Annotated in this window: 25 protein-coding genes; 17 read left to right on the top strand and 8 right to left on the bottom strand. The window is 47.8% G+C overall.

The window, feature by feature from the left end:
* The first annotated feature begins 181 nt into the window (after window positions 1-181).
* The 3 genes from GLV97_RS02270 to GLV97_RS02260 are packed head-to-tail and all read left to right on the top strand — an operon-like array spanning window position 182 to window position 2,181.
* Window positions 182-406 carry a hypothetical protein gene (locus GLV97_RS02270; RefSeq protein WP_160888887.1) on the top strand — a complete coding sequence of 75 codons (225 nt, stop codon included), beginning with the start codon at window positions 182-184 and terminating at the stop codon, window positions 404-406.
* Between the two features lie 39 nt (window positions 407-445).
* Window positions 446-1,462: an acyltransferase family protein gene (locus GLV97_RS02265; RefSeq protein ID WP_160836910.1), complete on the top strand. Its 1,017-nt coding sequence runs from the start codon at window positions 446-448 to the stop codon at window positions 1,460-1,462.
* Between the two features lie 56 nt (window positions 1,463-1,518).
* Window positions 1,519-2,181, top strand: coding sequence for a type 1 glutamine amidotransferase domain-containing protein (locus tag GLV97_RS02260; RefSeq protein WP_160836908.1), 663 nt, complete (start codon window positions 1,519-1,521; stop codon window positions 2,179-2,181).
* A gap of 30 nt (window positions 2,182-2,211) precedes the next feature.
* On the opposite strand, the gene GLV97_RS02255 is transcribed toward GLV97_RS02260, so the two are convergent.
* Window positions 2,212-3,561: a YjiH family protein gene (locus GLV97_RS02255; RefSeq protein WP_160836906.1), complete on the bottom strand. Its 1,350-nt coding sequence runs from the start codon at window positions 3,559-3,561 to the stop codon at window positions 2,212-2,214.
* Between the two features lie 192 nt (window positions 3,562-3,753).
* On the opposite strand from GLV97_RS02255, the gene GLV97_RS02250 reads away from it, so the two are divergent.
* On the top strand, window positions 3,754-4,722 hold the full coding sequence (locus tag GLV97_RS02250; protein WP_160888886.1) for a YbgA family protein: 969 nt from the start codon (window positions 3,754-3,756) through the stop codon (window positions 4,720-4,722).
* A 3-nt stretch (window positions 4,723-4,725) separates the two neighbouring features.
* Here GLV97_RS02250 and GLV97_RS02245 read toward each other — a convergent pair whose 3' ends face one another.
* A complete protein-coding gene (locus tag GLV97_RS02245) occupies window positions 4,726-5,589 on the bottom strand; it encodes a fructosamine kinase family protein (protein ID WP_160836902.1) in 864 nt (287 codons plus the stop codon).
* Window positions 5,590-5,606: 17 nt separating this feature from the next.
* Complete coding sequence (locus GLV97_RS02240; protein WP_202410545.1) at window positions 5,607-6,506, bottom strand: GNAT family N-acetyltransferase; 900 nt, start codon at window positions 6,504-6,506, stop codon at window positions 5,607-5,609.
* A gap of 171 nt (window positions 6,507-6,677) precedes the next feature.
* Between GLV97_RS02240 and GLV97_RS02235 the strand changes: the two genes are divergently transcribed.
* The 5 genes from GLV97_RS02235 to GLV97_RS02215 all read left to right on the top strand — a co-directional run bounded on the left by GLV97_RS02235 (window position 6,678) and on the right by GLV97_RS02215 (window position 11,721).
* Window positions 6,678-8,342, top strand: coding sequence for an ABC1 kinase family protein (locus GLV97_RS02235; RefSeq protein WP_337194071.1), 1,665 nt, complete (start codon window positions 6,678-6,680; stop codon window positions 8,340-8,342).
* Window positions 8,339-8,647 carry a phasin family protein gene (locus tag GLV97_RS02230; RefSeq protein ID WP_160836898.1) on the top strand — a complete coding sequence of 103 codons (309 nt, stop codon included), beginning with the start codon at window positions 8,339-8,341 and terminating at the stop codon, window positions 8,645-8,647. The genes GLV97_RS02235 and GLV97_RS02230 overlap by 4 nt, the downstream gene beginning before the upstream one ends.
* A gap of 430 nt (window positions 8,648-9,077) precedes the next feature.
* Window positions 9,078-10,415, top strand: a complete 1,338-nt coding sequence (locus GLV97_RS02225; RefSeq protein WP_160888884.1) for a sodium-dependent transporter — start codon at window positions 9,078-9,080, stop codon at window positions 10,413-10,415.
* Between the two features lie 628 nt (window positions 10,416-11,043).
* Complete coding sequence (locus GLV97_RS02220) at window positions 11,044-11,337, top strand: DUF5327 family protein (protein WP_160836894.1); 294 nt, start codon at window positions 11,044-11,046, stop codon at window positions 11,335-11,337.
* 15 nt (window positions 11,338-11,352) lie between these two features.
* Window positions 11,353-11,721: a DUF423 domain-containing protein gene (locus GLV97_RS02215; protein WP_160840913.1), complete on the top strand. Its 369-nt coding sequence runs from the start codon at window positions 11,353-11,355 to the stop codon at window positions 11,719-11,721.
* 3 nt (window positions 11,722-11,724) lie between these two features.
* Here GLV97_RS02215 and GLV97_RS02210 read toward each other — a convergent pair whose 3' ends face one another.
* From GLV97_RS02210 to hemQ, 4 genes are all read right to left on the bottom strand, one after another.
* Window positions 11,725-11,994, bottom strand: a complete 270-nt coding sequence (locus tag GLV97_RS02210; protein ID WP_224869221.1) for a hypothetical protein — start codon at window positions 11,992-11,994, stop codon at window positions 11,725-11,727.
* A gap of 36 nt (window positions 11,995-12,030) precedes the next feature.
* Complete coding sequence (gerQ, locus tag GLV97_RS02205; RefSeq protein ID WP_202409724.1) at window positions 12,031-12,495, bottom strand: spore coat protein GerQ; 465 nt, start codon at window positions 12,493-12,495, stop codon at window positions 12,031-12,033.
* 61 nt (window positions 12,496-12,556) lie between these two features.
* Window positions 12,557-12,979, bottom strand: a complete 423-nt coding sequence (locus GLV97_RS02200; protein WP_027954676.1) for a cell wall hydrolase — start codon at window positions 12,977-12,979, stop codon at window positions 12,557-12,559.
* Between the two features lie 211 nt (window positions 12,980-13,190).
* On the bottom strand, window positions 13,191-13,928 hold the full coding sequence (hemQ, locus tag GLV97_RS02195) for a hydrogen peroxide-dependent heme synthase (RefSeq protein ID WP_160836888.1): 738 nt from the start codon (window positions 13,926-13,928) through the stop codon (window positions 13,191-13,193).
* A 257-nt stretch (window positions 13,929-14,185) separates the two neighbouring features.
* On the opposite strand from hemQ, the gene pta reads away from it, so the two are divergent.
* The 4 genes from pta (at window position 14,186) to GLV97_RS02175 (ending at window position 18,969) form a co-directional block, all read left to right on the top strand.
* Window positions 14,186-15,157: a phosphate acetyltransferase gene (gene pta / locus GLV97_RS02190; protein WP_160836886.1), complete on the top strand. Its 972-nt coding sequence runs from the start codon at window positions 14,186-14,188 to the stop codon at window positions 15,155-15,157.
* Window positions 15,158-15,343: 186 nt separating this feature from the next.
* Window positions 15,344-16,456, top strand: coding sequence for a Fe(3+) ABC transporter substrate-binding protein (locus GLV97_RS02185; RefSeq protein ID WP_160836885.1), 1,113 nt, complete (start codon window positions 15,344-15,346; stop codon window positions 16,454-16,456).
* 154 nt (window positions 16,457-16,610) lie between these two features.
* Window positions 16,611-18,251, top strand: coding sequence for an ABC transporter permease (locus GLV97_RS02180; protein ID WP_237416853.1), 1,641 nt, complete (start codon window positions 16,611-16,613; stop codon window positions 18,249-18,251).
* A 1-nt stretch (window position 18,252) separates the two neighbouring features.
* Window positions 18,253-18,969 carry an ABC transporter ATP-binding protein gene (locus GLV97_RS02175; protein WP_160836881.1) on the top strand — a complete coding sequence of 239 codons (717 nt, stop codon included), beginning with the start codon at window positions 18,253-18,255 and terminating at the stop codon, window positions 18,967-18,969.
* Window positions 18,970-18,990: 21 nt separating this feature from the next.
* On the opposite strand, the gene GLV97_RS02170 is transcribed toward GLV97_RS02175, so the two are convergent.
* The gene (locus tag GLV97_RS02170; RefSeq protein WP_160836879.1) at window positions 18,991-19,833 is read right to left on the bottom strand and encodes a lipoate--protein ligase family protein; all 843 of its coding nucleotides are present in this window, start codon (window positions 19,831-19,833) and stop codon (window positions 18,991-18,993) included.
* Between the two features lie 233 nt (window positions 19,834-20,066).
* Between GLV97_RS02170 and GLV97_RS02165 the strand changes: the two genes are divergently transcribed.
* The 4 genes from GLV97_RS02165 (at window position 20,067) to GLV97_RS02150 (ending at window position 23,123) form a co-directional block, all read left to right on the top strand.
* Window positions 20,067-21,362, top strand: coding sequence for an HD domain-containing protein (locus GLV97_RS02165; protein WP_160888883.1), 1,296 nt, complete (start codon window positions 20,067-20,069; stop codon window positions 21,360-21,362).
* Between the two features lie 13 nt (window positions 21,363-21,375).
* Window positions 21,376-21,876, top strand: coding sequence for a YwgA family protein (locus GLV97_RS02160; protein WP_160888882.1), 501 nt, complete (start codon window positions 21,376-21,378; stop codon window positions 21,874-21,876).
* 197 nt (window positions 21,877-22,073) lie between these two features.
* Window positions 22,074-22,616, top strand: coding sequence for a YwhD family protein (locus tag GLV97_RS02155; protein ID WP_160888881.1), 543 nt, complete (start codon window positions 22,074-22,076; stop codon window positions 22,614-22,616).
* Between the two features lie 165 nt (window positions 22,617-22,781).
* Complete coding sequence (locus tag GLV97_RS02150; protein WP_160836871.1) at window positions 22,782-23,123, top strand: YolD-like family protein; 342 nt, start codon at window positions 22,782-22,784, stop codon at window positions 23,121-23,123.
* The last annotated feature ends 69 nt before the right edge of the window (window positions 23,124-23,192 follow it).

Raw genomic sequence — 23,192 nt, 5'->3', positions numbered from 1 at the left:
TAAGCTCCTCGTGCCGACGTTAGAATAGATAGGAAAGAGACTGTGCAAGAAGCAGGTTCGCCGATTCAAAAGTGCGCTGTTGCCGCTTGCGCGGAAAAGAAAAAGGGAAAGCACAGACGCTGATGACGGCTGCCTCCCGGGATATGAAAAGATTGTCCTCCATCGAGCAAGAGTGAGCTGGGTGAAGAGTCTTTTCGATTTTAAAGAATTCCCAAGGAGCGGTGCCCTTACGCTCCTGGCGGTAAGAAAGAAAAAAAGGTTTCTCTACAAGCTGAGGGACACCCTGATCCAGGGTGTCTTTATTCATGAAACCATTACATTGTATCTTCTCAATTACATTATCATTACAGAGGATTTAAATCTTCAAAAACCTGTCTACAATGTGAATGGATTGTGGTACATATGAAGTAGAATAGATTATCTTGAATCGAAGAAGGGTGATCCCATGAAGCGTGATGCTTTTTTTGATAATGCCAAAGTTGTTCTTATCTTCCTCGTCGTTTTCGGTCATATGATCCAGCCGTTTACGGATGGTTCCAAACCGATGTACACCCTTTATACGTGGATATATACGTTTCATATGCCGGCGTTCATTTTCCTTGCCGGGTTCTTTGCTAAAGGATCGGGGGAGAAAGATTATCTGATTCAGCTGGCTAAAAAACTGATTCTGCCTTACTTGATTTTTCAGCTCGTCTATACCGGGTATTACTTCTTCATCGGGAAGGGAGAAGGATTTGACGGAATCTTTTATCCGCACTGGTCGTTATGGTTCCTGTTCAGTTTGTTCTGCTGGCACATTCTGTTGTACTGGTTTAAGAAAATCCCTCCGATGCTCGGCGTCGCCATCGCTGTGCAGATCGGTGTGCTCGTCGGATATTTTGCGGATATCGGCCATCACTTCAGTTTGTCCCGCACATTCGTTTTCTTCCCGTTTTTCCTGGCCGGCTACTGGCTGACGAAGGAGCATGTGCATAAGTGGAGAACACGGCGTGTCCGGGAAATCAGCATGGTCATTATGGCTGCTGCAGCGGGTGTGATTGCCGTACTCCCTGAAATCAACTCCGGCTGGCTGCTCGGATCCAAATCCTATGAAGTTCTCGGCAGTCCGGAAATGGGAGGATTGTTCCGGCTGGCTGTGTATGCTCTTGCCGGCATTATGGTCGTCAGTGTGCTTTCCTGGATTCCAAATACCCAGTACAAGATCACGTATCTTGGTGGGAAAACCTTGTATGTGTACCTGCTGCACGGCTTTTTCATCCAGTTCTTCCGTCAGGCCGACTTGTTCAAAGTCGATAACCTGTTTGACGTCATCGGACTGGCCATCATCTCAGCAGCCATCGTCTACCTGTTATCAAGCAGCCTGATCCGCACGCTGACCCAGCCTTTCATCGAAGGGCGCATCCAGCTGATCAAACGCTGGTGGCAGCGGACCTTTGATAAAGATTCGACGCTTCAATCATAAATAAATCCCATCCTCCTTGTGAATAATACGGAAGAGATTCGCAAGGGGGTTTTTGTATGTCTAAAAAAATCTTGATGATTGTGACGAATGCTGCCCGTATGAATGGGCATGAAACGGGTTTGTGGCTGTCTGAGTTTGTGGAGCCTTCGGTGGAGTTTGGGGAAGCCGGATATGAGGTGACCGCTGCCAGTCCACTTGGAGGGCGTCCGCCCATTGACGAAAACAGTTACAGCAATCAGCTTCCTGAGGTGTGGGACGGGGTAATGGAACCGATCAGCCGGACGGTGGCGCTGGGGGAAGTGGATCCTACATCGTATGCCGCCATCTTTTTATGCGGCGGACACGGGACCATGGTTGATTTTCCTGAAAATGACCAGCTTGCCGAGCTGCTCCGCCATTTTCTTACGGAAGGAAAGGTGATCGCTTCTGTCTGCCACGGGCCGGCGGGCTTTGTTGGTGTGACGGATCACAACCAGCAGCCCTTCGTAAATGGTAAAAAGCTGACAGGGTTTTCAAATGAAGAGGAAACGCTGACTGGCTTGGAGGGACATGTACCTTTTTCACTGGAGGATCGGTTGATAGAAGAAGGAGCGGAATTCAAGAGAGGAGAGCCGGATGAAAGCCACGTCGTGGTCGACTTTCCATTTGTGACTGGTCAAAATCCTTCGTCCAGTCTCGAAACCGCCCAAAAGGTACTGGAACAATTAAAAGACCGCTGAGCCCTGGGCCCGGCGGTCTTTTTCATGCCTTTAAAATAGAAGATGAGCAACCAGTGTAATGACTGGAAGTGTAATAATGGTACGTTCAAGGAAGATGATGAACAGGTCTTTCAGGTTAACCGGAACTTTGGAACCAAGAAGCAGTCCACCGACTTCCGACATGTAAATCAACTGCGTCACAGAAAGGGCGGCAATGATGAATCGTGTCATCTCGCTCTCAATGGACGCACCAATAATAGCAGGCAGGAACATGTCCGCAAAACCTACAAGAATGGTTTCAGAGGCTTCCGCTGCGTAAGGCACCTGCATCAGCTCAAGAAGCGGAATGAACGGCATACCGATCCATGTGAAGAAAGGCGTGAATTCCGCAATGATCAGAGCGATGGTTCCCAGAGCCATAACGATCGGAGCCACTCCCATCCACATATCAAGGATGTTTTGAGCTCCCTGCTTCATAAAGCCCCCGGGTCCAATGGACTTGCTTCCGCGCTCAACGGCTCTTGTATATCCGTAGGTAAACACATTGTGGTCTTCAGGGATATCTTCGCTCTGTCCTTCGGCTTCATCCGTCACATAAGTGTCCGGCTTTCTGGACAACGGTGGAATCCGCGGCATAATTAATGCTGCGACAAACCCGGCAAGGGCCACAGTGAGGTAAAACGGCACAAACATATGACCGAGTCCGACTTCCTGGATCACGACAAGACTGAAGGTGATAGAAACGATGGAGAACGTGGTTCCGATCACCGCTGCTTCTCTTTTCGTGTAGTATCCTTCTTCATACTGCTTACTCGTCAACAGGACCCCGATCGTCCCGTCACCAAGCCAGGAGGCGAGGGAATCGATGGAAGAACGCCCCGGCAGACGGAAAAGCGGGCGCATGATTTTCGTAAGGATCACGCCGAACAATTCCAACAGCCCGTAATTCAGCAGCAGTGGAAGGAACAGTCCTGCAAATAAAAAGACGGCAAACAGGACGTGCAGCAGGGAATCCAGCAGCAGCCCGCCTGTATTTGCGGAAATGACTGCCTCCGGTCCAATCTGGAAGTAAACCATAATGGCAAAAATCATCCCCAGCACACGGGTAACGACCCATACCGCGGGTACATTAAATAAGGAATGGAAAAACGGAGATTTGGATCCATCCGATCCCAGCAGCTTAGCGGATACAGTGGCAATCGCCGTAATCGTAATAATGATGGTCATGATTAAAGACAGGGAGCCGGCAAGTCGTTCCTCTACTTCTCCTGCCAATACAGCAATCGGAATGGTGACGGCTCCGTCATCACCAATGATGGGGAACATGAATAAGAAAATACCAATTAAAGACGGTATGATAAAACGCAGATGCGAAGAAGTTTTAAAATCTTTCGCTTTCATCCAAAATCTCTCCTGACTCGTTTGTTTTATTTATAAACATCTCAGAATAAATATACAGCATTATTTATTCTATAACGATTACCGGCAAAAACCAATAGGAAATTTGTAGAGAATCACAGCCCCCGGGGTTTATCACAGAAAGCCAACGGGGAACCCTTTGTATACGTTGAAAACTGGAAATGGGGGAAGGGAATGCAGGAATTTGCCAAGCCGAAAGTCGTCGTGAGCCGGTGCCTTGAATTTGCAGAGGTCCGGTATAACGGGGCGGTTATACCAGATAAAGCGGTAGAACGTATGAAAGCTCATGTAGAGTTCATCCCTGTCTGTCCGGAAGTGGAGATAGGACTGGGGGTGCCGAGGGATGTAATCCGTATCGTGGATGGAACGGAAAGACGTCTCGTTCAGCCGAAGACAGGGGAGGATCTTACTGAAAAAATGACTGGTTTTTCCAAATCCTTTCTCGATCATCTTGGTGAAGTGGACGGATTTCTTTTAAAGAACCGTTCTCCTACGTGCGGCATGCACGATGTGAAGGTGTATCACAGTGCAGAGAACTCCCAGGTGACGGGAAAGACATCCGGATTGTTTGCTTCAGAAGTACTCCAGCGTCACAGCGGTCTGGCTGTGGAAGAGGAAGGGCGGTTGAAGAATTTCACGCTGCGCCATCATTTTTTGACGAAACTGTTTACGCTGGCTTCCTTCCGGGAGATGAAAAAGGAAAGACGGATGAAGGCGCTGCAGCAGTTCCACGCCCGTCATAAATATTTGTTCATGGCCTACCACCCAGGCCTGTTGAAGAAAATGGGACAGACTACCGCCAATCATGCCCATCACGACATTGGTGAGGTGCTGGACGCCTACGAAGGCTATCTGCATGAACTGATGCAGGAGCCTGCAAAAGCGAGTGCTCACATAAATGTCTGCCAGCACATCGCCGGCTACTTTAAAAAGCAGCTGACGAGTGAAGAAAAACAGAGTTTTGCTGATCTTCTTCAACAATATAAGGAAGAAAAAGTTCCGTTAAGTGCTGTGATCAGTGTACTGCGCTCCTGGACAGCCCGTTTTCAAAGCGGGTATTTGAAGCAGCAGAGTTATTTTCAACCCTATCCGGTGGACCTGTTGGAAATATCAGACTCAGGAAAGGGAAGAGCCTATTCCTGAGTCTCAGCCTGTATAGTGTTTGAGAATACGGTCTACGGGTGGCCCGTAACTTTCTCCGAACATATTGAGGTGGGCCAGCAGATAAAACAGCTGGTATAGAGCTTTGGTTTCCTCATAATGGACCGGAAGGGGAAGGACCTCCTGATAATGCTCGTAAAAATCAGAAGGAAAGCCGCCGAAGACTTCTGTAAATGCCAGCTCGAAAGCATGGTCGCCATATAGAATGGAAGGATCAATCAATACCGGCCGTCCCTGTTCATCCATCATGTAATTGCCGGCCCATAAATCGCCGTGGAGCAGAGAGGCTTTAGGGTGGGCGGGAAGGTATTGATCGAGTTTGTTCATCAAGGCTTCCAGGCGTGAGCGTCTTTTGGAGGTCAGACGGTTTTTGGATATACCGATATCAAGCTGTGCTCCCAGCCGGCAGGTGCGGTAGTAGTCCACCCAGGAAGGGGCCCATGTATTCGGTTGATCGAGCTGGCCGACAAACGTCGGAGTGCCGTATCCATAAGATGCATTCGTATGGCTGTGCATGTGCGCGAGCTGACTGCCGAGCGATGCATGATCGTTCATGCTTCCGGAATGGATCCATTCCATAAGCAGCGCAGCAGACTCACCGTCTTCAGGCTGATCATAATGATAGACCTCCGGGACACGGATGGTCCCTGTCTGTTGAATTGCCTGTAGTCCCTCGGCCTCTACCTGGAAAAAGTGAGAAGGGACACCTGCATTTGTTTTCATAAAGTATTCCTGGCTCTGTGTCTGTACATAAAAAGCCTGGTTAATGTCTCCACCGCTGACCGCGGTCTGTTTCTGAACCTCACTGTCATCTCCGATTCTGCTCAGGGTTTTTTTGATGATTTCCATGGAAGGCCTCCTTTCTATTAATGCAGCGGCGCAGGCGGTGTCGGCGTAAATAGTTTCTGATAGGCGTGGATCTCATGTAATTCCTGAAAACCGATATCCTTGTACAACTGCTCGGCCTTGGCGTTCATAGATCTTACAGAGATGGTCACGGCCTGAAGGTCAAGGGCATAAAACGCATACTGAAGAGCATGTTCCATTAAATCTGTTCCGATGCCGCTGCTTTGATGGGAAGGGTGGACATTTACAAAGCAGATTTCTCCTTCTTCTCCTTCGGCAATGGTTTCAAAATAAAGGTAGCCGGTAAGTTCTCCTTCCTCTTCATATCCCCAGATATAATTCCCCGGCTGTTTGGAAAGACCGATCATTTCTCCTGTTGTATAGTAAGCCGCATCTGGATGGAGACGATCCAGTCTTTCTTTATCCTCTTCATGAATCTGAAAAATCGACGGGGTCTTCCCGGGCTTCGGAGCCTGGTAATGCGCCTGAAAAAGGGCCAGCGTTTTCTCGACATTGTAAAGTTCGAACGCATGCTTTTCTGCAAAATGCTTCAACTCTTCATTCGCTCCGTAGCAGGCCACTTTAACCGCGTCAAAATGAAGCTGGGCCGTTAAGGAGGCTTTATCCCATAAACGTTCAATGACATCGGGCTCTTCTTTGATGGCAAAAGGTCCGAGAAGGCGGCAGAATTTCTGCTCAAAAAACGGAACGATGCCTAAGAACCCTACAATCTCCGAACCTTCCCAGGCGACATAGGCCAGGGGTTCAGTGAACTGGGTTAACGTCCAGATCTGCTCGAAGATTTCATTTTTTTCAGAAGCCATCCAGGCCACATAATGCCGGTCCTGGCCGTTCATCTGATACAGCCACTCGGCTGCTTTATGTAGTTCCCTGACTTCCAGTTCGCGAATCTGAATCATTGCACTCATCCTTTCGTTATACATGAATTTTCACACAATAGAAGAGAAAAGTGCAAGCGCTGCCTTTGGCAGACAGGGGCTTTTATGCGCCGGGATTGTCGAATGGCAGGATTGACCGCCGGGTTTGCGGGGAAAGGTAAGGTACAGAAGCATAGAAAGGAGGCGGGTGCTGTGCAGCAACGGTTGAAATACATAGCCATTTACCGGATCACGGTCATCGTCTGGATGTCCGTCCGTTTTCTGCTCCGTATTTTCTGGTTCGAAAAAAGACACCGGATCTGGGATGAGCAGACGAAAAGGAAATGGGAAATGATGCTGGCGGATATGGCGGAAGAGTACAGGCAGAAAGCAGTGGCCCTCGGCGGGCTGCTTATTAAATTCGGCCAGTTCCTCAGCTCCCGTGGCGATCTCCTTCCACCCTCCTTTATTAAAGAATTGGAGGGACTTGTCGACCGCGTGAAGCCTGTCCCGTTTTCCTATTCCAAAAAAACGATCGAGGAAGACTGGAATGCCCCGTTGGAAGACTGCCTTGCATCTATGGATGAAAAAGCAGTCGCCTCCGCATCCATTGGAGAAGTATACAAAGCCCGTCTGAAGGACGGGACACCGGTGGCGGTCAAGGTACAGCGCTACAGAGTCCGTGATACGTTCCGGATGGATTTCAAGGCGTTGAAGATCGTCTTCTGGCTAGTTGACCGGCTGACCGTTTATGGAAAAAAAGCGGATCTCCAGGCCCTTTATACGGAAGTTGTCCGTGTCATCAGCAATGAGCTCGACTTCACGATGGAGCTTCAGAACGGCCGTGCCTTTCAAAAACGTTTCCGTGATTTCGAGGATGTATATGTGCCCCACTATTATGAAGATCTTTCGACGAAGCGTGTGCTCGTCATGGAGTGGGTGGAAGGGCATAAAATTACAGATGTATCTTTCATGGACAGGCATGGAATCGACCGGAGCCGTATTGCTTATACGTTGTTTGAACTGTGTATCGAACAATTTCTATATGCCGGAATGTTCCACTCTGATCCCCACCCGGGGAACTTAATGATTAAAGAGGACGGCACCGTCGTCGTCCTGGACTTCGGTATGGTGGGGGAAATCAAGAAAGAGGATGCGGATTCCATCCGCAAAATGATTCAGGGTTTCATTCTTGATGACTATGACCGGGTGATTGAAGCGTTACAGGACATGGACTTTCTCCTGCCGGAAGCAGATACTGAAAAAGTGAAAAAGCTGTTGAAACAGACAACGGACATGTACCTGGAAGGGAACTTTGACAAGCTGGACGCACATATGATGAATGACATGCTGGAAGATCTGCAGCAGTTTGTCAAAGAACAGCCGATCCAGCTGCCTGCCGACTATGCTTTTCTTGGACGTGCGGCATCCATCGTTGTAGGAGTGCTGAGCACCGTTTATCCTCAAGTGGATTTGATCGCCTGGGGACGTCCGGTCATTAAGGAATGGGTATCCGGAAAGGATTCCACCTCGTCCCTTTACACAGATGTGTTAAAAGAGACGGCGAGGCCGCTTCTCTCTCTTCCTCGTGCCCTTGTTGAATATTTGGAGGATGGGGATAAAGAGAGGGAATGGAAGACGACCCAGCAGAAGAATCAGTTGTTCCATCAGTATTATCTATTTATGACTCTGCTTTCCTTCATCCTCATGATGATTGGAGGCGCTGCTTTCTTTTATACAGGCATCACGGAAGTACTGCCGGGCTGGTGGATTGGCGGCATCATCTTCGGGTCAGGTGCCGCCGGGTTTATGATCAGTTCCATCAATCATGTGAACATGCTGCGGAAGCTCAATCATAATAGGAGGAATAGAAAATGAATGACTTGCTGAAAAAAGGTTTTCATTTAGGGCTAGGAGCCGCTGTCAGTGGAAAAGAAAAATTCGAAAAGCTCGTGAATGATATGGTCAGGCGGGGGGAAATCAGCCCTTCGCAGGCGAAGAGCGTGGTGAATGAGCGGATGCAGGCATGGATGGCCAAAGGTCAGTCGAAGGATCAGGAGTGGAATGAACAGATGAAGGCAAAATTCCAGGATCAAATGAATGAACTTGGATTCGTTTCCCGTGAGGACTATGAAAAACTGGAAGCGCGGATTCAGCGTCTTGAAAACGAACGCGGATACTAAAATGACAGCCCTGCTTCATGAGAGTGAAGCGGGGCTGCTTTGTTTATGGCCGGGTCCAGTGGATATGCTATGCTTTTACCACATCAGTTGAAAGGAAGGAATTCTTTGAAGAAGATCAATTGTTTTCGCTGCCGGCATTTTCGGACGACATGGAACCCTGCTTTTCCGAGAGCCTGCAGCGCTTACGATTTCAAATCGAAGGAGATGCCCTCTCAGGTGGTGCAGCATTCCTCAGGCACCCCCTGTATGAAATTTGAGGAAAAGCATCGGGAAAACACGTCTCCTGTACAAAAGAAGCAGTCGAAAATAGACTACAGGCTGTAAATTATATGAAATTTCTGATTTTATATCAACTTTTCCCAAATCTATGATATTATGATGAATATTTATCAGAACATCATAGAAAGAGTTGGAGAGGAGTTGAGGAAGAATGGTAAGAGAAAAGTGGGGGACGAAGCTTGGTTTTATGCTGGCAGCCATGGGTTCCGCTGTTGGCCTGGGGAATATTTGGAGGTTCTCCTTTGTAGCAGGAAACAGTGGTGGAGGAGCCTTTCTGCTGTTGTACCTGACCTTCGTCATTTTACTGGGGGTCCCGCTGCTTCTTGCTGAAGTGAGTATTGGTCGAAAAGCAGAGAGTGATGTTGTCGGTTCCTTCAAGAAGCTGGCACCAAACACACCGTGGTATTTAACCGGGTTTTTTGGTATCGCCAGTTCCTTCTTAATCTTGAGTTTTTACGCCGTGGTAGCCGGCTGGGCGATCTTTTATTTCTGGAATTATTTAAATGGGTCTTACTTTTCGTCACCGGAAGTCGGCTACGAAGGGGCATTCGGTCAGTTTATCAGTCATTCGTGGCATCCAATTGCCTGGACAGCCCTGTTTATGATCCTCACCATCATCATCGTGTTGAGTGGGGTGAAAAAGGGGATTGAAGCAGCCAACAAAATCTTTATGCCGCTGCTTGCCCTCATCTTGATTGGATTGGCATTTTTCAGCTTATCCCTGGACGGTGCATCAGAAGGGGTGAAGTTCCTGTTTCAGCCGGATTGGACTGCTTTAAGTGATCCGTCCATTTACATCGCTGCCCTCGGGCAGGCGTTTTTCTCATTGAGCCTGGGGATGGGAGCTATGCTCACGTACGGAAGCTATTTGAGGAAAGAAAACAAACTGCCAAGTGCCGCTCTTGGGATCGGGATTATGGATACCTTCTTTGCAGTTATATCCGGCCTCGTCATTTTTCCAGCTGTTTTTGCCTTCGGTATCGATTCGAGCTCAGGGCCGCCGCTTGTATTCATTACACTGCCAAGCATCTTTGAGCAGATGCCGATGGGTGGAATCGTAGGGCTTGTCTTCTTCTTCGCCCTGATTCTTGCTTCCTTGTCTTCTTCTGTTTCCATACTGGAAGTGCCGACAGCCTACTTTATGAGAATTCTGGGCTGGACTCGGTTTGCCACGAGTGTTGTCATGGGAGCGATCATGTTTGTTATGGGAATCGGGGTTTCTCTCGGTTTCGGAATCTGGTCAGGTGTCACACCGATCGGCGATTTGAACATTCTGGATTCCATGGATTACATTGCATCCAACATTCTTCTGCCGCTGGGCGGTCTTTCCATGGCGCTGTTGATCGGGTGGTATTTCTCTAAATCGGAAGCCCTGGAAGCTACAGATTTCACGGGATCCGGTATCGGACAAGTCTGGTATTACCTTGTGAAGTTCGTCGCACCGGTCATGATCATCCTGATTTTCCTAAACAAATTAGGGGTTATTTGATAAACCTGACCAGGAACTGGTCCTATCTTATGTTTCCGGTCGCGTTCCGCTTGTCGGTGGATGCTTGCCGCGGGCACGGCCTCAGCTAACTTGGTCAAGAAGAGCACTTGACCAAGTGGATCTTCGGCTCGCGCTGTTCCCGCAGGCGTCACCACCGAACGCTCCACGTTACCGAACTAAGTTATGAGCAGATAAAAAGGGCTGACTTTTGTTAAACAAAAGTCAGCCCCTTTTTTATATACCGTTTTATATGTGGAAGACCTATCTCATCCAGTCATTTGGACTAATCTCGTCTCTCTCTTATTGCTGGCTTTTTATGAATATCTTTTTCTTCAGAAGGACTTAGATCCAAGCAGAGTCTCCCTTAAAAGAGTGTAGAGATTTTCCCACCAGCTTACAACTCCGCCCCAGATGGAGTTTTTTTATCCGGTTTTGTCCCTGCTGGGATAGGAGAGGGTGAGGGTTTTGAGAAAGAGGGGATTCCACTTCATGTATTTTAGTAAGAGCGGTTTTTAAAGATTGTTTTGGAACTTTGTTTGAACAATGGAAAGGGGATGGGACACGAGGGGAAGAGACGTGTTAAACTACGACAGAGTCCCATTTTTACAGGAGCAAAGGAGTTTATAAAATGGCAGTAACCAATCACAGCGTTTTAAAAAGGATGGCCAATGAAATACAGGAAGCGATGCTTCAGCATGGAAACGAACAGAGAGTGAGAGAGCATGTCCGTTCTGTGAAGCTTCTGGCTGAGCTTCTGCTGGAGGAAGATGCCCAGGGAGGGCGCCCGGAGCCTTCGGTCAATGAACCAACCGCAGAGGAAATCCGGAAAATGATGGGGGCGGATAAAGCGCCGGCGAAACAGTCCCAGCCGGATACAGTGGATCACGAAGAGGCCAACGGGCCGTCTATATTTGATTTCTAGGAAGGAAGGATCGATATGAAATTTTTACTGATCGCCGCAGTTATCAATGGTTTTTTGTCTGTAGCCCTTGGAGCCTTTGGAGCCCATGGTCTGGAAGGGAAAGTTTCTGAAAAAGGCCTGGACCAGTGGGGGAAAGCCGTGGATTATCAAATGTTCCATACGATGGCGTTGTTTGGAACGGCCTTGTTGATGGGCAGAATCCAGGCCGGAATGATGACCGGCGCCGGCTGGTTTTTCCTGATTGGTATCGTCTTGTTTTCCGGCAGCCTCTACATCTATGCCGTTACGGAAATCAAGACATTTGCCATGATCACACCTCTGGGCGGTTTGTCATTCTTAATCGGATGGATTCTGCTTGGATATGCCATCATCAAGCATCTGTAATCGTCAGAAATAAAGAATGGTTGCAAATACAAAAATGATAAAGGCCCGCAGCAGCTGAATGATCATGTCGATCTGCAGCTGCTTTTTCATGGCTACGAGCCCCTCTAAAACAAAGCCGGCGGTCAGGACATAGAATAAAAGAAGAACGAGCCATTGATGTTCCAGCTGAAATAAGGCCAGGACCGCCAGGACGACCGCAAGAAGGAGGGTTCCCAGCAAGGCCCGCTGGTAATTCTCATAAGGAGGTCTCATCCGTTCACCTTTTCCTTTCATAGTGAAAAACCCGCTATCGAAATAGCGAGTTCAAGCTTAAGGGCGGGACTGGTAGTTGGCCATGCCCTGACTGGATCCTGATCCGAATGGGTAGTTATAGTTGATTTCTTCATCGAATGTAATGTAATCGAGGTAGACCATCAATAGGAGGTAGCGCTTCCCTGTCTGTGGATCGCTTAAAATGATATGATCCCTTCCAGCCGCTTCAATAACGCCTTTGAAAATTTTCGCATTCCATTGATCGTTATTTTCAAAGGTCATGTATACAGTGGCTGGTTTTCCGGCATTGAGCCTGAGAATATTTTCAATGTAGGATTCCTCAGAAGGGAGCATGTTCGGCGGGTTCACCCCTCCTTTGAAACTGCCCTGCTGCATAGGTGGAACCTGGAGGCTGCCTCCCTGCTGACCCTGAGGCATCCCCTGGTTGGGAAAAGGGGCACTTGGATATTGGTGCATATAAGGGTTCTGACCATAATAGGGGGAGGACATCTGCCCGTACATCGGCTGTCCCTGGCCTCCGGATTGTGGTTTTTGTGCCAATTGAATCACTCCTTAAAGGAATTTAATACACACTTGGACAGTCGGACCGGGTCGGAGAGTAGAAGCAGTGCGATTTATAGCGCCCTGTATTCCACTGTCCGAACCATTGTTCAGGGCAGTCACCTGAAGGCTTGAAAAACCAGAGGGAGTTGGAGGCCGGGTGGTAGCGCGTCCCTTTGATCGTTTTTCTTGCCAGACGGATATCCTTTTCTCTTGCCCGCTGGTAAAAGTAGCCCTTCTGGGTAGCTTCAAATCCTCCCGGGCTTTGATAGACCATATCACGGATGGTGTTGATATCAGTGAAATCAATACAGTCTCCGCGCACGCGGTTTACGCCCGTGTTCCCAACCATCAGCATTCCCAGTTCTCCATCACCTTCAGCTTCTGCCCGCATCAGCCTCGCCAGTAACTTCACGTCAGCTTCAGTAGAAGGAATAACAGCCACGCTGTCACCTCGCTTTACGAAAGGCATGCTTGCATGCTCCTTATCACTATATGTACGGACCCTCCCGGGATATGAAAAAAATAAACGGGCGCTGCCTAAATCAAACCTTAACAAATCCGCCGCATCCTCTTCATAAAACACAGGTAAAATAAGGAGGACCTCAAAAGAAATAAAAAAACTGTCCGGGAATACCCGGACAGTTTCGTATGCATTAGATTTGAAGGAATTGGTCTACAGCATCAGGCTTCAAAATGTTTCCGATATAGAAAGAGCCGAAATCGCCGTAGCGCGATGTGACTTCATCGAACCTCATTTCATACACGAGTTTCTTGAATTGAAGGACATCGTGAGCGAACAAGGTGACGCCCCACTCCCAGTCATCAAAACCGATGGATCCGGTGATGATCTGACGGATCTTGCCGGCATACTGTCTGCCGGTCATACCGTGGGCATACATGAGCTTGGCGCGCTCATCCTTTTCAAGAACGTACCAGTTGTCGTTTCCTTGTCTGCGCTTATCCATAGGATAGAAGCAGATGTGGTTCCACTTCGGAAGCTTCGGACGAAGGCGGGCCTGGATTTCAGGGTCCTCTTCATTGGCGCCTCCCATATAGTTGGAGAGCTCGACAACAGAAACGTAGGAATAGGCTGGAGTGGTGAACTCAGCCAGCTTCGTTTTATTGAAGGCTGTTTCAATTTCGTTTAATTCTTCCATCGTCGGGCGGAGAATCATCATCATGAAATCAGCTTTCTGACCGACGATTGTGTAGAGGGCATGGCTGCCTTCCTTATTTTCCTCTGTTTCCTCCCATTGTCCGATCAACTCACGGAACTCTGAGACGGCCTGTCCACGCTCCTCCTCGGAGGCGTACTTCCAGGCTGTCCAGTCCAATGTGCGGAAATCATGAAGACAATACCATCCATCCATCGTTACTACTGCTTCTGGCATAGGATCATTCGCTCCTTTTTATAGCAAGTCATTAGTTAAAGTTTTCACATTCCCAATATAACATATTTTGACCCTTCGGCATTACGAAGGGCACTCATATCCTGTGACAATTAAATGAAGGAATGATAGATGGCGTTTCCGGGTACAGATAAACGGGATAGAACCGTATGGAAGGAGAAAATTTGAAGGGAATTCCTTTCATTTATACACGAAAGACTTTATCATATATAACAGAAATGAAAATTGGAGGGTTAAGCATGAGTAACCTATTTGATACTATGAAAGCAAAAATTGATGGAAAAGGTACGAAAATCGTACTTCCGGAAGCGATGGACGAGCGTATTCTGACAGCTGCCGGCCAATTAACTGCGGATGGTATGGTGACACCTGTACTAGTCGGAGATAAAGAAAAAGTAGAACAGAAAGCAAAAGATCTGGGTGTGGACATTTCCGGCGCTGAAGTGTTGAATCCGGCGGACTATCCTGAATATGATGACATGGTAGCAAGCTTTGTCGAACGCCGTAAAGGCAAGGCGACAGAAGATAAAGCCCGTGAAATCCTTCAGGACGAAAACTACTTTGGTACAATGCTTGTTTATATGGGCAAAGCGGATGGTCTTGTGAGCGGCGCGGCTCATTCAACAGCGGATACGGTACGCCCAGCTCTTCAAATCATCAAAACGAAGCCGGGTATTAAGAAAACCTCCGGTGTCTTCGTCATGGTCCGTGAAGACGAGAAATATGTGTTTGCTGACTGTGCCATCAATATCAGCCCGGACAGCCAGGACCTTGCAGAAATCGCACTGGCGAGTGCGGAAACGGCTGCCTTGTTCGATGTGGATCCAAAAGTAGCGATGCTCAGCTTCTCCACGAAAGGTTCTGCGAAATCTCCGGAAACGGAAAAAGTAGCTGAAGCACTGACAATTGCCAAAGAACAGAACCCTGATCTTGTCATCGACGGTGAATTCCAGTTCGACGCTGCTTTCGTTCCATCTGTAGCTGAGAAAAAAGCGCCGGATTCCCCGCTGAAAGGCGAAGCGAATACATTCGTATTCCCTAGTCTCGAAGCAGGTAACATCGGGTACAAAATTGCCCAGCGTCTTGGCGGTTTTGATGCGGTAGGTCCGGTTCTTCAAGGTCTGAACCAGCCGGTCAACGATCTTTCCCGCGGCTGCAGTGCAGATGATGTGTACAAGCTGGCCATCATTACAGCAGCTCAATCTCTATAATTCAAGAAAAGCTGACGAGAACCTTCTCGTCGGCTTTTTTTTATCTCTTGTCGTGAGGGAGTTTGGGAACGATTTCTAATAGGTGGGAAGTATCTTGTGAAAACGCTTGACTTTATCCTGGATTGCATTAAAATAATAGCAGGAATGAAAATCATTATCATTTAAAATTTACATACAGGGGTGGAAATGATGAGGAACAAATGGTTGATCTTAGGTTTAACACTTCTACTATCCGTATTCGTACTGGCTGCATGCGGAGGGGACGGACAGGAGGAAGACACTTCTTCTGATCAGGAAGCAGCAGACACAGAAGAAACGAATGAAGAAAACGCTTCTGAAGAAACAGGTGGCGAAGTCAATCTGTATACCGGCCGTCATTATGATACAGATCAGGAGCTCTATGATACGTTTACAGAAGAAACTGGGATCGAGGTCAATGTCATTGAAGGCGATGATGACGAATTGATAGCCCGCCTTGACCGTGAAGGAGAGGCTTCTGAAGCCGATCTTCTAATCACAGCTGATGCTGGTCGTCTGCACCGTGCAAAGTCTCAGGATCTGCTGCAGTCTTTGGAAAGTGACACGTTGAATGAAAACATCCCGGAGAAATTCCGTGATCCGGATAACAACTGGTTTGGTCTGACAAAACGTGCACGTGTTATTGCGTATCACAAAGAGCGTGTGGATGAAGAAAACCTTCAAACGTATATGGATTTAACAAACGAGGAGTTCCAGGACAAAGTCTTGATTCGTTCGTCCTCCAACATTTATAACCAGTCTCTTGTTGCTTCTATGATTGCCACAGATGGTGAAGATGCTGCCAAGGAATGGGCACAGGGAATCGTGGATAACATGGCTCGTGATCCTCAGGGAGGAGATCGTGACCAGGCGAAAGCTGTCGCTGCCGGTGAAGGGGATGTGGCAGTGATGAACACGTACTACCTCGGAAAAATGCTGAACTCTGAAGATGAGGAAGAAGTGAAAGTGGCGGAACAGCTGGGCATTATCTTCCCGAACCAGGATTCCACAGGAACTCACGTGAATATCAGCGGTATTGGTGTGACAGCGAGCAGCCAGAATACTGAGAACGCTCAGAAATTCATTGAATTCCTTTCTGGTGAGGAAGCTCAGAAGCAATTTGCTGAAGCCAATTACGAGTATCCGGTAAACCCGGATGTCGAAGCTTCTGAACTGCTTCAAAGCTGGGGCGAGTTCAAAGAGCAGGACATCTCCCTTAATGAACTTGGAGAAAACAACGACCGTGCCATTCAGATTATGAATGAAGTGGGCTGGAAATAAGTTCGAACCGCATCATGCCCGTCATGATGCGGTTTTTTCTATACAATATAGTTGAGAACTGTTATCATTATTATGGACTCAACCTTGAATGAAGCAAGTCTTCAGGCTTTTTTCATTCAAGGCTGAGGGACTGGTGGAAAAGGACGTGTCCTCTTTGAATGTACTTCGCAGACTGCCTGCTTACAGAAATAGCTGGTCAATACTCAGTTTAATCATTGTCATCTTAATTCTCGTTCCCAACGTGACGATTCTATTTAACTTCTTTACAAATAAAGCAGAAAACTGGGATCATATCACCGAGTATATACTTCCGGATCTATTGAAAAACACATCCCTGCTTATCGTTTTCACAGGCCTTTTAACCATTATCATAGGCACCAGCCTGGCATGGTTGATCTCTGCTTATGATTTTCCCATGAAGAGGTTTTTTAAGTGGGCGCTTATCTTACCGCTCGCGATCCCGCCCTACATTGCTGGATACACGTACAATGGGATTTTGAATTACACAGGAGTGATCCAGACGACATTGCGGAATACGTGGGGGATCGAAGTGGACCAGAAATACTTCGATATTCTGAATCTTCCGGGTGCTGTTTTTATTTTCACTCTTTTTCTATATCCATACGTGTATACGATTACAAGAGCTTTTCTCGCTAATCAATCTGCATCTTTAATTGAAAATGCCCGGCTGCTTGGCGGGTCACCGCTGGAAGTGTTTTTCCGGGTGGTTCTGCCGATTTCCCGCGGAGCTGTCGTCGGGGGTGTCAGCCTTGTTCTCCTCGAGGTTTTGAATGATTACGGGGTGGTGCAGTACTTTGGTGTTCCCACGTTCAGTACCGCCATATTCCAAACATGGTTCGGCATGAATGACTTGAATTCAGCCATTAAATTATCAGCGACCCTGATGTTTATCGTCTTTTCTATTTTGATACTGGAGAAATTGCTGCGCGGCAGGAAGAAATACGCGTCTACGACGGCCAAAGCCCGGCCGCTGCGCGCTGTTCAATTAAGCAGAGGGCGTGGGTGGGCGGTCTTCAGTTATTGTCTGATCATCTTTATGCTCGGGTTTCTCATCCCGTTGATTCAGCTTGTGGACTGGATGTTTTTAACCTTTGAAAAAGTAGCCTCCCCTGAATTTTTGACGTTGATCTGGAATTCTCTGTTCGTATCCCTGGCTGGAGCGCTGTTGATTGTTCTCTTTGCCGTGATTATCGGTAACTTTGCCCGGACCCATCAGAGCCGGCTGTCGAAGTCTGCAGCCAAAGTGACGATTCTCGGCTATTCCATTCCTGGAGCCGTCATTGCTGTCGGTATCAGCACGGTCTTTATTGAACTGGACAGTGGCCTCTCCCGTTTTTATGAATCCACAGGGATGGAAAGCCGGCTGTTTTTGAGCACCAGTTTAGTAATCCTGATATCTTCCTATATCATTCGTTTTCTGGCTATTGGCTACAATTCCGTTGAATCGGGATTTGATAAAATCGGAAACAAATATACAGAAGCCTCACGGATGCTGGGGATGAATATGACGAAGACCTTTTTCAAAGTGGACGTAAGAATGCTGCGGGCACCGCTGATCAGCGGGTTTCTGCTTGCTTTTATTGAAATCATTAAAGAGCTCCCGCTGACGTTGATTCTGCGTCCGTTTAATTTCGGAACGCTTTCGACCAACGCATTCAAATATGCCGGTGATGAGCAGATCCATGAAGCGGCGCTTTCCTCCCTTATCATTGTCGTCATCAGTGCAGCAGCTGTCTTTATTTTTCATCAGGTATTAGAAAAGGAGTCGAATTGATATGTATGTTGAAATCAAAGATCTCTGTTTTGGATATACCAACGCCAAAGAACGAACCGTCCGTGATTTTAACCTGGAGATTGAACAGGGGGAAATCATTTCGATCCTTGGAGAGAGCGGAAGTGGAAAGAGTACCGTGCTCCGCCTCCTGTGCGGTTTGGAAATCCCGGAGAAAGGGACCATTCATATCGCAGGCCGCACGATGACAGATGAGCGGACGTTTGTCGCTCCTGAAAAAAGAGGCATCGGGATTGTCTTTCAGGACTATGCGCTTTTTCCACATATGACGGTGTATGAAAATGTGAAATTCGGGTTGAAGGCGTGGAAGCGGAAGGATCGCAGCCGAAGAGTGCAGGAAGTGCTGGAACTTGTAAACATGGGGGACTTTTCCAAAAGGTACCCACATGAACTGAGCGGGGGACAGCAGCAGAGGATTGCGCTGGCCCGCTCACTGGCACCGGCACCGGAGCTGTTGTTGTTAGATGAACCATTCAGTAATCTTGATGCAGACCTTCAGGTGAAAATCAGAAATGAGCTGAAAGCCATTCTTAAAAAAACGGGTACCACCTGCATCTTTGTGACGCATGACAGGGAGGATTCCCGGGCCCTTGCTGATCGTATGGTTACGATGAGGGACGGCGCTTCCTATGACTGGGATTCCTTATGTACGACACGGGAAGAAGAAAGTCAAAAGCCTGAACTGGTCCGCCTGAAATAATGATAAAAGCGCCCGACAACCTCAACGGAGGTGGTCGAGCGCTTTTTCATTGCGTTTGACGATCTGGTCAAACCGTTTCTGGAACCATTCGATTTCCGTGTCGTTCAACGGGTCGGTTACGATATGTCCGGAAAGCTCATACAGCTTGGTCAGGATTCGGTCCCGGACATCCGCTACGGTAAGAGGGGTGTCCAGCAGCTCATTGAGGGAAGCCATGACGGACGGTTCAATATCCGGATACGTGAACCGGGTCTCTTCATTCTTTTTCCCGATTTCATAAAAGTGTTTCAGCAGAGCCGCTCGTTCCGCTCCACTCCCGGTGACGTCCAGGTAGATCTGGACAGCTGATCCGTTTTTCACACGCCGCTGGGAAATGCCGGCAAACTTCTTCCCGTCGATGCTGAGATCATAGGTGCCCGGACAATAGGACCGGGTAATCTCATAAGCTTCAATGTCGCCGGTCACGTCCTGGAACAGGTAGTGGATGAATGAAACCATCGCATCGTAGCCTTCATGGATGTTTACTTCCTTTGAGTCTGGGAAAATGAAGGAGAGGTTCATGACACCTTCATCCAACACGACGGCAAGGCCGCCGGAATTCCGGACAACGACCTGATAGCCGTTGGTTTTTAAATATTCGATGGCTTCATCAATGTAAGGCAGCCGGGCATCAGGAATACCGAGGACGACGGTATTATGATGGACCCATAAGCGGGCCGTCGTCGGACTGATTCCCTCTCCGACCGAAATGGACAGGGTGTCGTCCATGGCGAACGACTGAAGCGCTGAGAATGAAGGCCCCAGGCTGCTTTGGTCGATGAAGCGGTAGGTATTGGTTTTTAATAACGTATGGATTGTACTCATGCACATTCGAACTCCTTTACATACAGCACCATCTATTATAGCAAATATCGGTTGTTGCATGAATAAGTGAACCAATGTAAAATCTCCGATGGGTTAAAAAAGTCGCCAGTCAAAAAAGAGGATGAGGACAGGGAAGGGGACGCGCCCCTGTCATTTTTTGTCTGTCAAGACGTTTTTTTGTCGGTTATAAAGGTATATAATAGTTAAAAATGTCGTCAGGAAAGGACAAGCGGATGGCTTATCGTGATGAGAAACTAAGTGAAGAAAAGGTTTTTAAAGACCCGGTTCACCGTTATGTCCATGTGCGGGAACGGGTGATATGGGATTTGGTCGGAACGTCGGAGTTTCAGCGTCTGCGTCGTGTGAAGCAGCTCGGAACTTCCTATTTGACGTTCCACGGAGCGGAACACAGCCGCTTCAATCATTCGCTCGGTGTTTATGAAATTGTGCGGAGGATCATTGAAAATTTCAAGGACCGGCCGCATTGGAACCAGGAGGAGAGGCTGCTCTGTCTTTGTGCGGCTCTTCTGCACGACCTCGGTCACGGTCCGTTTTCCCATTCCTTTGAGAAGGTGTACAAACTGGATCATGAGGAATTCACCCAGGCGATTCTGCTTGGGGATACGGAGGTCAATCAAGTCCTCAGCCGTGTGGAAAAAGGATTCCCGAAAAAGGTCGCCGATGTGATCAACAAAACGTACGAAAATAAACTGGTGGTCAGCTTGATCTCCAGTCAGATTGACGCCGACCGGATGGACTATCTGCAGCGTGACGCTTATTTCACGGGGGTCAGCTATGGTCATTTCGATATGGAGCGGATTCTACGGGTCATGCGTCCAATGGAAGATCAGGTCGTTGTAAAGGAAAGCGGCATGCATGCGGTGGAAGACTACATTATGAGCCGGTACCAGATGTACTGGCAGGTTTATTTCCACCCGGTTACCCGGAGTGCTGAAGTGATTTTGACGAAGATCCTGCACCGGGCGAAAGAGCTGTATGAAGATGGCTATACATTCAAGCTGGAACCGGTCCATTTTCTTTCCTTTTTTGAAGGAAAACCGAGCTTGAAAGAGTATTTAGCATTAGATGAAGCTGTTGTGCTTTATTATTTCCAGATGTGGATGGAAGAAGAGGATGATGTATTGAGTGATCTCTGCCAGCGGTTCGTCAACCGCCGGCTGTTCAAATACATCGAATTCAACCCGAATGCTCAGATGAATGAATGGATGGAGCTGTATAAGCTGTTCACCAAAGCGGGATTGAACCCGGATTATTATCTTGTCGTGGATTCCAGTTCCGACCTGCCTTATGATTTCTACCGTCCCGGTGAAGAAGGAGAGCGTCTTCCGATTCACCTGCTCCAGCCGAGCGGTGAACTGAAGGAGCTGTCCAGGCTTTCAGATATCGTTGAATCGATTTCCGGGAAGAAGCGGACCGATCATAAGCTGTATATTCCTCTTGACCGTCTGGAGGAAATGTCCAATCGAAGTAAAACGAAGAAACGGATTATGGAAATATTGTTTGGATAAGGAGTGAACCTCCATGTTGGAGAATCATGCGAAGTTGATGCAGTTTTTTTCAAGCACGGAAGAGATCGTCGGAAGGAAGAAACTGCAGAAGATGATCTATATCTTGAAAAAGTGTGAAATCCCATTTGAGGAGCGGTACCAATTCCACTTTTACGGCCCCTATTCAGAGGAACTGACGCTCAGGGTGGAGGAAATGTGCAACCTCGGTTTCGTTACGGAAACGAAAGAAGAAAAGAAGAATTATTACCAATACCGCTATCAGCTGACAGACAGCGGCCGTGATTTCCTTAAACACTATGAAATGGATCTGCCGCCTCTGAATGAGCATATCGATATGATGAATGAACGGAGCTCCAGGTTTTTAGAACTTGTTTCAACCATGCTTTTCTTTGAGGATCTGCCCAAAGAAGAGGTGGCTGAGAAAGTGTTTACAGTCAAAAGTGCCCAGAATTATTCCGATGAAGACATAGAAGAGGGCTGGACCTTCATTGAAACGATCCGCGGGATTCATTAAGAGGAACGGAAGGTGTACGCTGGTACACCTTTTTTCTATAGAGGCACGGATTTTGAAGGTAAGAGGGATAAGGGACATTGAACAAACGTTTGACCAACAAGGAAGAGGGGCCGCTGCCCTTTCCTTCCACCCACCCGGTGGTTCTATGTTAAAATAAAATCAAAACGTGCGTGCTTGTAAAGGAGGTTCACTGGATCATGAAAGAATTTGACCAGTTTAAGAAAGATAGTGACAGCAGTGATAAGAAGAAAAACCAATTTACAATCATTAAAGACGATGCCACAGACGGCCACGGCGGCTATGGGGTTGGTTCCATCAGTCTTGAAAATATGACCCCCGTTATCGTCGATCCGAATGAAGAAGAAGCCTATGTGGATATGGGTGCCCTTCATGCCCGCAGTAAAGTGGAGAAGCGGATCAAATTCATTACAGATCGGGACATGGTCGCTAATGGTCTTCAATACTGGATCGCCTGGGTGACCGTGGATTACCGTGGAGGAAATCCATGCTACTACGGAGTGGCCGCCAGTGAAATCGTTGTCGACCGTTCGATTAAGCGTGGGTATAAGCTGATGCCGCAGCACGTGAATCATATGGACAAATCGTTAAAAGGACGTTTCGTCGTCGAACATGTGGACGAAAAAAGCAGAAAAATCCTCGGTGAATATCTTCGTGAATTTAAGCCGGAACTGTGGGAGAATACCGCACAGGAATTAAAGGACGCTTTAGGCGTTTCGTAAGGGGAAGGAAGCCTGCCGGGAAAACCGGCGGCTTTTTTTATGGCTCGTTTTTTCAGGAATCGTGGGGAAACGGAGCTTTTTTCCACTTCTCCTGTAACTTCCAGTTTACGCTGTTCTTTTTTATGATAGAATAAGAACAAATGTTCGTTATGGAGGAGGAGCATGATGGATAATCGAAATCGGGATCGGGGAACCATTAAGTGGACGTCTTTGATGCTGCCGGAACACGTGGAGATGGTGAAGAAGCTCTGGAAAGAGGATCAGCGGGTAGAGAAGGGGATCATTGATGAGCAGAAGGCGGTGGAAATCGATTTTCTGCTGCAGCGGGCTGTGAAAGATGATTTAACGGTCTGCCTCAGGGTCCACAACGGATTTGATTATGAGGAATGTCTGATGAAAATCCAGGAAGTGAGCCGGTGGGACCGGGTGGTCAAAGGCGTTCACTGGGAAACAAAGGAACGGGTCCGTTTTTCGTTGGAGGACATCATTGATTTAACGATCGCCTGAAGGTTATTTGGCGGAATGTTCATGAAATACAGACAGATCTTCGCCGAGCGTATTGACGAACCTTTGACG

Source organism: Halobacillus litoralis, from assembly GCF_009856355.1.
Lineage (GTDB): Bacteria > Bacillota > Bacilli > Bacillales > Halobacillaceae > Halobacillus > Halobacillus litoralis_B.
The sequence above is the reverse complement of the archived record's forward strand: the minus strand, read 5'-3'. Positions and strand labels throughout refer to the sequence as shown.